At 30.1% G+C, this 13,101-nt stretch carries 10 protein-coding genes and 7 tRNA genes; 2 read left to right on the plus strand and 15 right to left on the minus strand.

The window, feature by feature from the left end:
• Positions 1-3: 3 nt before the first annotated feature.
• The 9 genes from B2S02_RS14195 to B2S02_RS14235 all read right to left on the minus strand — a co-directional run bounded on the left by B2S02_RS14195 (position 4) and on the right by B2S02_RS14235 (position 2,609).
• Positions 4-77 (minus strand) — tRNA-Gly (locus tag B2S02_RS14195).
• A gap of 3 nt (positions 78-80) precedes the next feature.
• Positions 81-155, minus strand: a tRNA-Gly gene (locus B2S02_RS14200).
• A gap of 20 nt (positions 156-175) precedes the next feature.
• Positions 176-259, minus strand: a tRNA-Leu gene (locus B2S02_RS14205).
• A gap of 12 nt (positions 260-271) precedes the next feature.
• Positions 272-347: transfer RNA gene (locus tag B2S02_RS14210), tRNA-Lys, on the minus strand.
• Positions 348-350: 3 nt separating this feature from the next.
• Positions 351-425 (minus strand) — tRNA-Gln (locus B2S02_RS14215).
• 8 nt (positions 426-433) lie between these two features.
• A tRNA-His gene (locus B2S02_RS14220) sits at positions 434-509 on the minus strand.
• Between the two features lie 62 nt (positions 510-571).
• A tRNA-Pro gene (locus B2S02_RS14225) sits at positions 572-647 on the minus strand.
• Positions 648-1,011: 364 nt separating this feature from the next.
• On the minus strand, positions 1,012-1,608 hold the full coding sequence (locus B2S02_RS14230; protein WP_346920947.1) for an XTP/dITP diphosphatase: 597 nt from the start codon (positions 1,606-1,608) through the stop codon (positions 1,012-1,014).
• Positions 1,609-1,634: 26 nt separating this feature from the next.
• Positions 1,635-2,609: an AIR synthase family protein gene (locus B2S02_RS14235; protein ID WP_346848993.1), complete on the minus strand. Its 975-nt coding sequence runs from the start codon at positions 2,607-2,609 to the stop codon at positions 1,635-1,637.
• A gap of 98 nt (positions 2,610-2,707) precedes the next feature.
• On the opposite strand from B2S02_RS14235, the gene B2S02_RS14240 reads away from it, so the two are divergent.
• Positions 2,708-4,102 (plus strand): hypothetical protein, encoded by a 1,395-nt coding sequence (locus tag B2S02_RS14240; protein ID WP_346848992.1) that lies wholly within the window; start codon positions 2,708-2,710, stop codon positions 4,100-4,102.
• A gap of 18 nt (positions 4,103-4,120) precedes the next feature.
• Here B2S02_RS14240 and B2S02_RS14245 read toward each other — a convergent pair whose 3' ends face one another.
• The gene (locus tag B2S02_RS14245; protein ID WP_346848991.1) at positions 4,121-5,710 is read right to left on the minus strand and encodes an ABC transporter substrate-binding protein; all 1,590 of its coding nucleotides are present in this window, start codon (positions 5,708-5,710) and stop codon (positions 4,121-4,123) included.
• A gap of 145 nt (positions 5,711-5,855) precedes the next feature.
• Here B2S02_RS14245 and B2S02_RS14250 point away from each other — a divergent pair, with 145 nt between their 5' ends.
• Complete coding sequence (locus tag B2S02_RS14250; RefSeq protein WP_346848990.1) at positions 5,856-6,125, plus strand: hypothetical protein; 270 nt, start codon at positions 5,856-5,858, stop codon at positions 6,123-6,125.
• Positions 6,126-6,265: 140 nt separating this feature from the next.
• On the opposite strand, the gene ligA is transcribed toward B2S02_RS14250, so the two are convergent.
• From ligA to eno, 5 genes are all read right to left on the minus strand, one after another.
• Complete coding sequence (gene ligA / locus B2S02_RS14255) at positions 6,266-8,263, minus strand: NAD-dependent DNA ligase LigA (protein WP_346848989.1); 1,998 nt, start codon at positions 8,261-8,263, stop codon at positions 6,266-6,268.
• A gap of 136 nt (positions 8,264-8,399) precedes the next feature.
• Complete coding sequence (gene pcrA, locus B2S02_RS14260) at positions 8,400-10,661, minus strand: DNA helicase PcrA (RefSeq protein WP_346880638.1); 2,262 nt, start codon at positions 10,659-10,661, stop codon at positions 8,400-8,402.
• Positions 10,662-10,937: 276 nt separating this feature from the next.
• Complete coding sequence (locus B2S02_RS14265) at positions 10,938-11,252, minus strand: YerC/YecD family TrpR-related protein (RefSeq protein ID WP_346848987.1); 315 nt, start codon at positions 11,250-11,252, stop codon at positions 10,938-10,940.
• A 134-nt stretch (positions 11,253-11,386) separates the two neighbouring features.
• Positions 11,387-11,620: a preprotein translocase subunit SecG gene (gene secG / locus B2S02_RS14270; RefSeq protein WP_035135246.1), complete on the minus strand. Its 234-nt coding sequence runs from the start codon at positions 11,618-11,620 to the stop codon at positions 11,387-11,389.
• A gap of 164 nt (positions 11,621-11,784) precedes the next feature.
• Positions 11,785-13,080, minus strand: coding sequence for a phosphopyruvate hydratase (eno, locus tag B2S02_RS14275; protein ID WP_035132373.1), 1,296 nt, complete (start codon positions 13,078-13,080; stop codon positions 11,785-11,787).
• Positions 13,081-13,101 lie beyond the last annotated feature (21 nt).

The following is a 13,101-nucleotide window of genomic DNA, read 5'->3' on the forward strand; positions in this document are numbered from 1 at the left end:
TTTTGGAGCGGGTGAAGGGAATCGAAACCTCGTAACTAGCTAGGAAGGCTCGCACTCTGCCATTGAGTTACGCCCGCATTTGGAGCGGAAGACGAGATTCGAACTCGCGACGTTCACCTTGGCAAGGTGACGCTCTACCACTGAGCCACTCCCGCATTTTTTTTATTTTTATGATTGGTGCAGGTGAAGGGAGTCGAACCCCCACGCCTAAGGCGCTAGATCCTAAGTCTAGTGCGTCTGCCAATTCCGCCACACCTGCATGTTTCATTTTTGGTGGCTCACCGGGGGATCGAACCCCGGACACCATGATTAAAAGTCATGTGCTCTACCGACTGAGCTAGTGAACCATCTGGCTGGGATAGCAGGATTTGAACCTACGAATGCCAGAGTCAAAGTCTGGTGCCTTACCGCTTGGCGATATCCCAAAATTTAATGGGGTGAACGATGGGACTCGAACCCACGACAACCAGAACCACAATCTGGCGCTCTACCAACTGAACTACGTTCACCATATATGGTGCGTCTTAAGGGANNTACCATTGAGTTACACCCGCATATATTTAATTTAAAATGGTCGGGGTGACAGGGATTGAACCTGCGACCTCATGGTCCCAAACCACGCGCGCTCCCATCTGCGCCACACCCCGATATATCTTAATCAGTGCCGTTTGATTAATAACCTTAACGACAAAATTTATTATACAGACTTCCCTTTAATTAGTCAACACCTTTTTTGAAGTTTTTAATTAAATTTTGACAGTTTTTATTGTAAATTCTCTTCAAGTCCTTATTTTACCTTCTTTTCTCTTATATACCTTATAAATACTAATGACTTATATTGTTACTACTAAATTCTCTGTCTATATCAAAATAAACTTAAATGCAATTAATAAATTATGTAACTTAATACTCAACACACGGAATAAATTTAAATAGTTCACTATGTAAAAATAAATATATTTATACATGGAACTATTTAAATATATAACAAGTAAAATTATTATATGTAGACTATAAATATTTTTTCATCTCTTCTGTTAACTTAGATAATGCATTTCCTCTATGACTTATAGCATTTTTCACTTTAGAAGGTACATCATTAAATGTAGCCTTTAGTTCTGGCACGTAGAATAAAGGATCATATCCAAATCCTTCACACTCTTTGTATTTCTCTAATATTAAACCTTCTACTTCACCTTGAACTTTGATAATATCTTTATCATTAACTATTAAAACCATAGCACATATAAATTTTGCTTTTCGTTCATTAAAAGGCACACCTTCTAACTCTCTTATTAACTTTTTATTATTTCCCACTGAATTTCCATGTTCACCACTATATCTAGCAGAATATATTCCCGGAGCTCCATTTAATACTTCTACTGATAATCCTGAATCATCAGATAAAACAAGTACATCTTTACAAATTTCATGAATTGCCTTAGCCTTTATGTATGCATTTTCCATAAATGTAGTGCCTGTTTCTTCTACATCTATATCTATATCAGCTTCTTTTAAAGATACTACCTCTAAATCAAACTCTTTAAGAATCTCCTTTATTTCTACAATTTTATGATGATTATTACTAGCAACTATTACTCTTTTCATTACAAATTCTCCTTCTTAAATGTCTACTATATGTTAAATAACTCATCTGCTTCTGGCGGAGTCACTTCATTGATTTCTTTATCATCTATTACTATACCTTTACTCTTAGTTATTTCTCCTATTTCAGTAGCCTTAATTCCATTATCATCAAAAGATTTTAACAACTTTTCTGGATTATCAGTAGTTATAAGCATACTACCTGATGATATTAGTCTTAATGGATCTATATTAAATTCTTTACATACTTTCCTTGTAATTTCTGTAATTGGCATTTTAGATTTATTAACCTTAAATCCTACATTACTTGCATTAGCAACTTCCCATAATGCTCCTAAAACTCCACCCTCTGTTATATCATGCATAGATGTTGCTTTAGCTATTCCACCTATTTTTCCTTCTTTCACTACACTTATGCTCTCCACATAGCCTCTTGCTTCTTCAATCTCTTCATCTGTTAATATACTCCTGCATCTCTCTTCATAATCATTAACCAATATTGAAGTTCCTTCAAGGCATAGTTGTTTAGTAACTATTATGCTATCCCCTACTTTTGCTCCTGATGTGCTAATAGCACTATTAACATTACTTTTTCCAATAGCCGTACACGAAACCACTATCTTATTAACAGCTTCTGTTATTTCAGTATGGCCACCTATAATTTGAACATTTACTTTACATGCTTCTTCATGAATTTCTTTCATAAGATCATGTAATTCTTGTATAGTAGTCTTTGGTGGTGCTAATATGGTAACCAAGATTCCTAATGGCTCGACTCCACAGGAAGCTATATCATTACAGTTAATGTTAACTGCAATTTTACCTATATTTTCCTCTGCACCAGTTACAGGGTCTGTAGAAATTACGCATTGATTACTGCCAAAATTTATAATGGCACAATCTTCTCCTATGCCGTTAGATACTTCTACTTCCTTCCGCTCTTTCCCTTTATGGTTATCTATTATGTACTTTAGTTCATTCCAATTTAATTTTCCTACCCTCATATAAATTCTCCTAACCTAAAAAAACTATTGTGTTTTTAGCACATTTTCACTTCTCATATCATATTATTAAATATAACTAATATTCTGGTGGTGTTATTTTGAGATATATAGGACCTTTTTTAAGAATTAACATACTAAACAATGACAATATAAAAAGTCAATTGTTTCATTTTTCTAAAGAGTCCCTTAGACATATAGTTCTACACTCTGGATGTGGAATTATATCTAGAAATGCAAACTTAAAAATTAAACCTTTACCTAATGATGATGATATCACAAATAGCGTTATTTCTCCACTATTATGTGTATATAGAAAAGCTGACGGAAAACTTTTGAAAGAAAAAGATAAATTACTTTGGAATCATCGCAAGTTTAAAAGAGAAATAAACATATGTGCTAATGGGTATATGACCCTTGGTTTGCTGTACTTATCTGACTATTATAGAAAATTTAAAGATATTGATGAGGATAAATATAAACTTAGCAAATACTATGTTGACCTATCCATTGAGCAATTAGAATTTTTTGCTCTTTATTGCCGTAATAGTGAGGGGGTATTTGTTGATAAATATGATTCTACTGATCCTCTTCAAAAAGAATATTTTCTTACAGACAAGAATATGAAGTTTAAATTTTCAACACAAGCTCTTCTTATGGCAGCATATTATAAATGTGCTACACTTTCAGAAGACAATAATGAAAACTTTCAATCCTTTGCTCTAGATATAATGAATCTATTCTCAAGTCTAAAACAAGAAATATATAATACTTCTCACGATGAGTTAGTTAAAATATGTTTAGCCTTCAATATTCTTTATGAATGTTCAAAACTGGAGAAAGCTAAGGAATTACTAGTAGATTTTTCTGAATTAATGATTGAAAACATCAATCATATGCCACCTTCTGTAATTAGAGATAATATAGATATTTCTTGTTTATGCTATATAAACTCTATATTAACTTATAAAAATACCAATTTATCTCATTTTAAAGATGCAGCCTTTAAAATCTTTAATAACCTAGAAAAATTATATAATAATGATGATGGTATTTTTATAAAAGACATTTCTGAAAAAGAAAACAAATTTTCTTCAGATGAAATAATTCTATATCTTTATGTATTTATGATTCAAGAGTCTTTATTAAGTGACAATGAAAAAACCGAGCTAGCTTCTAAAATTCATGGTCTTTATAAAAAACAGGTAGTAAGCTCTGGAATTATACTTAGGTGGCCGGAAGCTCCTAGTCTTGATAACCCTGAAAGATATAGGAATTTTTCATGTAAGGCAGAAGACCTATTAGATGATAATTATTTTAGATTTTCTTCTTATGTAAATAATGATACTAATGATTTAGCACCTATTTTTGTTAAAAATATTTCTTTAAATAGAAAGAAAGAAAGTTATAAACATTATAAACATAGTTTTGATTCTTGTAAAAACATGTTTAACTTTTTTACAATTATTTATTTAAATACAATTTTAGATTTCTAATAAAGAAGTACCTTAAATTTAAGGTACTTCTTTAACTTTTTCTAATCTTATATTTCCAGTGGTAGTTACATACACTTGGTTTATACCTTCTTTAACGCAAATAACATTGTTAATATTATATATAGGTATAGATATTAACTGATTTCTTAGTATTTTTTCACATTCCTCATAAATAATTTTTCTTTTTTCGTCATTCATTTCATATTTTGCAGAATTAATAAGATTGTAATATTCTTCATTTTCATATGAAATAAGATTATTATTAGAAATCTTATGGAAACTCTCAAAATACTCTCCAGGATTTCTATAGCTGAAATCAAACCTCTGCAATACTATATCATAATCTCCTTTATCAACAGCATTTTTCAACTCTTCTTTAGAATATTCTTTTAAAACTATTTCTGAATCAGTACACTCTTTAATATCAATACTTAAATCTTCAACAATTCTCCTATTCAAGTTATTTTTTTCAAAAATTACTCTTATTTCAGGATTTTCATTGATATTGACCTTGTTAAAGAATTCTTTAGCTTTTTCAGTATCTCCAAAAATCGAGAATACTTGTTCTGTTTCATCTGTTTCCATCACATAGGATGTAGCTGGAGTAAGTAATTCTTTGCATATAAGTTGAGAGTAGTATTCCTTTGATAAAAGTGAGTTTATAGCTATTCTAAAATTTACATCTCCACCAACAGTTTCTTTATCCGGGTTAAAACTTAAATAATATACAGCTGAACCATTAAAACTTTTCACCATTGAATTTTGAGATAATCTTAAAAGTTCATTTATTGGAGCATCCATCATTATATCAATACCACCTGAAAAATAATCTGTATTGGTATCCGTCGACTTTTCAAAAATAGCTAAAGTATTTTCTTCGCTGTTTAAAAATGTAATTCTAATAGTTTCATCAGTAATTTTAATTCTTTCATAATGCTTTTGATTTTTTTCTATGTAGATCCCATCATTCTTTACATCTTTAATTACAAAGGGACCTGTATACCTTATTGAAGTAAAATTTTCCTTATACTTATCCAGGGTTCCGTAATCTCTAATGTTAAATACTGGGTTAGCTATGATATTAATAAAATAAGGATTTTTATAATTTAGTCTAATAGCTATGGTACTATCATCTTTTACGTTTATTGCCACATTTGAAAAATCACCAATTCCTTCTCTAAACTCCTTAGCTCCATATATACAATCTAAACTACTAGCATATACATTATTTCTATCACTTAAAAATCCTTTAAAAAAACTCTTAATTGCCTCTGCAGTAATTTTTTCTCCTGTACTATAATATATATCCTCTCTTAATATAAAAGTGTATTCTAAGCCATCTTCTGAAGTTATTATCTCCTTTGCAAGTGCTGGTACTATTTCTCCATTGTTATCTTCTTTTACTAAACCTTCAAAAAGTGTTATTAGCAAATCTTTATCTCTTACAGTATTTTCTCTTGTTAACTGTAAATCTTCAGGATTTACATTCATATTGTAAGTTATATAATTCACTTTACTATATTTTACAGAATTTAATTTATCTTTCTCAATAGATATTCCTGCTAAAATTATTATAATGCAAAGTACTGTAAATATTATTTTCTTCACCACAACACCTCCTATATTTAAAATTATTTACTTATTTATTTCAAAATAAACAATTCTGAGCAAGTTAACACAAAATTCTTCTTTTCCAATTGTAAACATGTGATATAATATTTATAATAATGTGTAAATAAATTGGAGGTATCTTATGGTTTACTTAGATATTATATTGAAAATATTAGGAATCTTATCTTTAATAACTTTTATGATAATAATCATTTGGGGATTTGTTGTTTTCAATTCTATATATAGCCAGCTGAGATATAGTAATTATATACTTGAAAAAATCTCACATATATTAAATATTTCATGTATAGATATGCAAGCTAAGGAAAAGGAACAACAAAAAAAATCTGAAATAATTGATGAAAACTCTAATTCAGAGCTTTTAGATAGCACTTCTGACTCTACTATCTAGAATAATAATTATTTAGTTATGGATGATACTCCTAATCAACAGAAAAATTTATATTGATTAGATGTATAGTACAATACAGATTATTTACTATAGCAATTAACCCCATGGATAAAAACTCCATGGGGCTAATGCTTTCTACTTTAAATCATTCCCTTAAACTCTTCTTCAGAAATTACTCTAATTCCTAATTCTATAGCTTTATTATACTTAGAACCTGGGTCTTCTCCAACTATAACAAAGTCTGTTTTTTTACTTACAGAACCTGCTACCTTTGCACCGAAACTTTCTAATTTATCTTTAATTTCATTTCTTGAAAATTCTTTTAAACTTCCTGTAACTACAATAGTTTTATCTTTAAAAGGATTTTCATCTATTTGCTGAACTTGTTCCTCCCTTGGAGTTACACCCAAATTTAATAGCTCATTTATGGTTTCTCTAGATTTATCTAATGAGAAGAATTCAACTATAGTTTTTGCAACTATATCTCCTATATCAGGAACTGATATTAATTCTTCAAAGGATGCTTTCTCAATATTTTTTAAAGTTTTAAATTTCTTTGATAGATCCTTAGCTGTCTTTTTACCCACATTAGGAATACCTAGTCCATATATAAATGAAGATAATTCACATTCTTTACTATTCTCTAATGCTGTTAAAAGATTTGTAGCTTTCTTATCTCCAAACTTTTCTAATCCAACTAATTCATCTTTTTTTATTCTATATAAATCTGCTATGGACTTTATTCCAAGTTTTTCAAATAACTGTTCAGCAGTTTTTTCACTAAATCCAGCTATATTCATAGCTTCTCTGCCAGCGTAGTGAACTATAGTTTTTACCATTTGAGGCTTACATGCCAAGGTGTTTTCACAAAACAAATGCACTCCATCTCTAAATAATTCTTCCCCACAACTAGGACATACCTTAGGCTCTTCAATAGAAATACTTCTTTCTAATGACTCCTCTACTACTCCCATTATTTCTGGAATTACATCATTAGATCTTCTAACAAATACTGTAGCTCCAATTTTCACTCCCTTACGCTGAATATCATCTAAGTTATTCAAAGTAGCTCTTTTAACTGTTACACCACCTAACTCTACTGGCTCAAGAATTGCAGTAGGACTAACTCTTCCACTTCTACCTACATTCCATTCTACATCCAAAAGCTTAGTAGTTGTTTCTTCTGCTTCAAACTTATAAGCTATTGCCCACTTAGGAAACTTAATTGTATATCCTAATACCTCTCTAGTTTTTATATCATCAATTGCTATAACTACCCCATCTATGTCATAATTCAAGTTGTTTCTAATACTATTAATATATTCAACTTGTTTTTCTATCTCATCAATATTAGTGCATGTTTCCATATAATTATCCATAGGGAGTCCCATTTTTTTTATAAAATTCATCATTTCAGTATATGTATTAAACGGATTTCCTTCATTATATCCAACATCATAGAAAAAAGCAGATAAATTTCTTCTGGCAGTCTCCTTTACATTTAAATTTCTAAGAGCTCCAGCTGCTCCATTCCTTAAGTTCTTTAATGGGATAGAAGCATTTTTATTATAGTTTTCAAAAGCTTCCTTTGTCATAATAGCTTCACCATGAACTTCGATTATACTGTGATTATCTATTATGAGTGGAATAGATTTTATAGTCTTTACTTGACTAGTAATGTCTTCTCCAATTTCTCCAGTCCCTCTAGAGGATCCAACTATTAAAATCCCCTCCTGGTTATAGGTCAAATTTATAGAAAGTCCATCAAACTTTTTAGTAACAATATATTTAACACTTGGCAGTTTTTCTTCATTATTATTATTATACTCGTTTATAGCTTTAATATTTCTATTATGCCAATTCTTAATTTGTTCTATGGATTGAGCCTTATCTAAACTCCAAAGAGGAGCTCTATGTTTATATTTTCTAAATTCATCTAAAACTATATCTCCTACTCTTAACGTTGGTGAATAAGGTAAAACCTCTTCAAGTTCACTTTCTAATACTTTAAGTTCATCATATTTTTTATCATATTCTTTATCAGATATGATAGGATTATCTAGTACATAGTATTCATAGGAGTATTTATTTAACTCCTCTACTAACTTCAGCATTTTACTACGCTTATCATCACTCATTATAACGCTTCCTCCTATTAACTTAAAAATAGCTCTTATATATTTAAAATTTAATTATAGGCTATGTTTTATTAACATCTAAAACATAGCCTATAATAAACTTATTCTGCTGTCTTCGTGACTTTCTTACACTATATTAAGCTAGTTCCAGACCTGCCTTATTAAGCATAAGCTTTTTGATTCCCATATTGTTAAAAGCTATAGTAACTATAGTTTCTCCATTGTCTGAGGATATAGATACTACAGTTCCCACTCCAAATTTACCATGTCTTACTTTTACCCCTATAGTAAGTTCTTCTTTAACTGCACATTTGTCAACTCCACATTCAATGCCACTAATTTCACTTGAAGCCATAGGTTTCTTTGAATTATAAAAACCACTTCTAAAGGAGTGAGGATTATTATTAACCTTATTATTTACCTTATTGTTAATATTATCAAAACTTCCTTTGGATTGAGTTCCTCCATCATCATTCAAATCATATTTTAATTCCTTAGGTATTTCACTTATGAAGTCTGATATAGGATATCCCACAGTTCTACCAAATACCATTCTCTGTTCTGCCGATGATATATATAGCATCTCTTCAGCTCTTGTAATAGCAACATAGCAAAGTCTTCTTGATTCTTCCATCTCATTAAAATTATTCAAAGAAGCCATTCCTGGAAATATTCCATTTTCCATTCCAACTAAGAAAACTACTGGAAATTCAAGTCCTTTTGAACTATGAACAGTCATCATTACTACTGCATTATTCTCTTCATCTAAATTATCTATATCAGAAACTAAAGTTACCTTTTCTAAAAAGGCACTTAAGGATTTATCTTCTGAAGAATTTTCAAAGACTACAGCATCAGATACAAGTTCCTTTAAGTTTTCTATTCTACTTTCATCCTCGGCACTACTAGACCCCTTAAGCATTTTCATGTATCCACTTCTATCTAAAATATCCTCAATTAGTTCAGGTACACTTATATTCTCTGCATCCACTATAAGAGTATTCATTAAGCTCACAAATTTATTTATAGATGTTATAGCTCTTGCAGAAAGATTTGGTATAAATTCTGCATCTAAAAGTGCATCATACATGCATATATTATTTTCTGCTGCAAATTCCTGTACCTTAGCTATGGTTGTGTCTCCAATACTTCTTTTAGGCTCATTTATAATTCTTTTTAAACTTATATCATCAAGAGGATTATTTATCACTTTCAAGTAAGCCATAACATCCTTAATTTCTTTTCTTTCATAGAATCTGAGTCCCCCTACTATTTTATAGGTTATCTCATTCCTTCTAAAGGCTTCCTCAAATATACGCGATTGGGAGTTCATTCTATAAAGTATAGCAAAATCCTTTAAGCTTCTATTTTCTTCTCTTATCATCCTTTTAATTTGAGTTGCTACAAAGTTTCCTTCATCTATGTCGCTATAGGCTCTGTATACTTTTAGCTTTTCTCCAGATTCACTTTCAGTTCTTAACACTTTATCTTTTCTTTGCGCATTATTTCTTATAACCTTATTAGCAGCCTCTAATATGTTTGATTTCGACCTATAGTTTTGCTCCAACTTAATAACCTTTGCTCTTGGAAAATCCTTTTCAAAGTCCAATATATTATTTATATCTGCACCTCTCCATGCATAAATACATTGATCGTCATCTCCAACTACACATATATTTTCATTTTCATTAACTAAAAGCTTTATCAATTCATATTGACATTTATTAGTATCTTGATACTCATCTACAAGAATATATTTAAATTTTCTTCTATAAAACTCTCTAACCTCATCATTTTCTTTAAGCAGTTTAACAACTAAATAAATTAGATCATCAAAATCCAAAGAATTTGTAGTCTTTAATTTCTTTTCATAGGTTAGATAAACATCTGCTATCTTATTCATTCGAAAGTTTCCTTCATTTTCTTTTTTAAACTTCTTAGCAGATATTAATTTATTTTTAGCATCGGAAATTTTTGAGATAATTTCTCCATCAGTTATGTCTTTATCATTGATATTAAGTTCTTTCATGCACTGCTTTACTAGTGATTTGGCATCGTAACTATCATATATAGTAAAATTTTTATTGTATCCTAACTTATCAATTTCTCTTCTTAAAATTCTTACACAGCTAGAGTGAAAAGTTGAAACCCACATTGTATCAACTATATCTCCTACTAATGATTTAACTCTTTCCTTCATCTCTCCTGCTGCTTTATTTGTAAAAGTCAAAGCTAAAATCTGTGAGGGATATATATTTAAATCATTTATCATATGTGCCATTCTATAAGTAAGAACCCTAGTCTTTCCTGATCCTGCACCTGCTAAAATTAACAAGGGGCCTTCTACGGTAACAGCTGCTTCGTATTGCTCCTTGTTTAATAGCTTTTTTAAATCCATCTAATCACTCCTAAATTTATAGTTATCTAATGTAATTTATTAATCTTCTTTATCCTATAATATAATACTATACTATGAATATTTAACCTATTCTTTATTATACCATATACTATGAATTTATAAACGACATATAAATAATTACTCAATATGGTTAATACACCATAACCTTATATTGTAATTATTTTAATTTCTAATAAATTGATTAAATAGAAAAAGCCTTACTCTCTTCAAAGTAAAGCTTTTTCTTATAATTAATCTATGATTACTTACAACTTTCTATTTATCTTCATATTCATTCCAATCAACTCTTTCAAATACTACCTTATATCCATTATTTCCATAATTTAAAGAACGATTAACTCTACTTATGGTAGCAGTGCTAGCTCCAGTACTACTAGCGATATCTAAATAAGTTCTTCTTTCTTTAAGCATTCTTGCAACTTGAAGTCTTTGCTCCATAGCTTTTATTTCATTTATTGTACAAACATCTTCAAGGAACCTATATACTTCCTCTCTGGTTTTAAGAGATCTAATTGCATCAACAAGATAATCCATTTCTGAAGTTTCAAGTTTTGAAACATATCCACTCATTATTTTCTCCCCTATCACTAAAAAATTCATCTATATACATTATAAAGTTATCATATTAAAGTGTAAACATTTAATCTTTAATATAATTTTATCAGACATTAAATACAAAAGCTATCCCCCTGGATAGCTTTTAGTTAAAGTATAAATATGTTTATTCCTATAATTGACCCTGCAAAAACAACTGCTGATACTATAGTAAGTTTAGTTAAGAATGATTCCTTTGTTTTAGTTTTATTTTTGCTATAAAAAGTTTCTGAACTTCCAGCTACTAATCCACCTAAGCCTGATGATTTACTTTCTTGAAGAGATATTGCCAATATAACTGTTAATGCGGAAATAATTATTACAACCTTTAATGCTGTTATCATTATTATGCCCCCTTAATTCTTTATCCTTATACATGTAATATATTTTATCACAGTAAAAATATTTTTACAATGGAAAGAGTAATAAATGTAAATATATATATTAAATTAATATATACTTCTAATTTCTATAATAAAAACATNNATGTTTTTATTATAGAAATTAGTTATCTTTTTATGTTAAAGAAAGATTTTAATCCTCTAAATTCAGCCATGTCACCAAGTTCTTCTTCGATTCTTAATAACTGGTTGTATTTAGCAACTCTCTCACTTCTTGCAGGAGCTCCAGTTTTAATTTGACCTGCATTTGTAGCTACTACTAAGTCAGCTATTGTAGTATCTTCTGTTTCTCCAGATCTGTGAGAAACCACTGCAGTATAACCAGCTCTTGCAGCCATTTCTATAGCATTTAAAGTTTCAGTTAAAGTTCCTATTTGGTTTAATTTTATAAGAATTGAGTTTGCAGTTTCTCTTTCAATTCCCATTCCAAGTCTAGAAGTATTAGTTACAAATAAGTCATCTCCAACTAATTGAATTTTTTTACCTATTTTATCAGTTAAGTACTTCCATCCTTCCCAATCTTCTTCAGCCATACCATCTTCAATAGATATTATTGGATATTTTTCACATAATTCTACATAGTAATCTGCCATCTCATGAGGAGTTAACATTCTTCCTTCTCCAGCAAGATTATATTTTCCATCTTCAAAGAATTCAGAAGATGCTGGGTCAAGTGCTATGAAAGCATCTTTTCCTGGAACATATCCAGCTTTTTCTATTGCTTCGATTATAACTTTTATTGCTTCTTCATTTGATGATAAATCTGGAGCAAATCCACCTTCATCACCTACACCTGTTCCAAGTCCTTTAGCTTTTAAGATTCCTTTTAATGCATGATAAACTTCTGCTCCCATTCGTAAAGCTTCGCTAAAAGATGTAGCTCCTGCTGGCATAACCATAAACTCTTGTAAGTCCACATTATTATCAGCATGTTTTCCACCATTTAAGATATTCATCATAGGTACTGGTAAAACTTTAGCATTAACTCCACCAATATATTGGTATAAACCAAGTCCTAAGTAATTAGCTGCAGCTTTTGCACAAGCAAGGGACACTCCTAAAGTAGCATTAGCACCTAATTTTTCTTTATTATGAGTTCCATCTAATTCTATCATAGTCTTATCTATAGCAACTTGATCGAATATATTCATTCCAATTAATTCTTCTGCTATTATGTTGTTTACATTATCAACAGCTTTTAATACACCTTTTCCATTGTATAGAGATTTATCTCCATCTCTTAATTCAACAGCTTCAAATTGACCTGTTGATGCTCCTGAAGGTACTGCCGCTACCCCTACTGTACCATCTTCTAGAACAACTTCAACCTCTACTGTTGGGAACGCTCTTGAATCTAATATTTGTCTTGCATAGACATCAATAATTTCAACATATTGTTTCATTTTTTTTCCTCCTTCATATTA

This window comes from Clostridium sp. UBA7339, assembly GCF_002470865.1.
In the GTDB taxonomy this organism is placed as follows: domain Bacteria; phylum Bacillota; class Clostridia; order Clostridiales; family Clostridiaceae; genus Clostridium_J; species Clostridium_J sulfidigenes.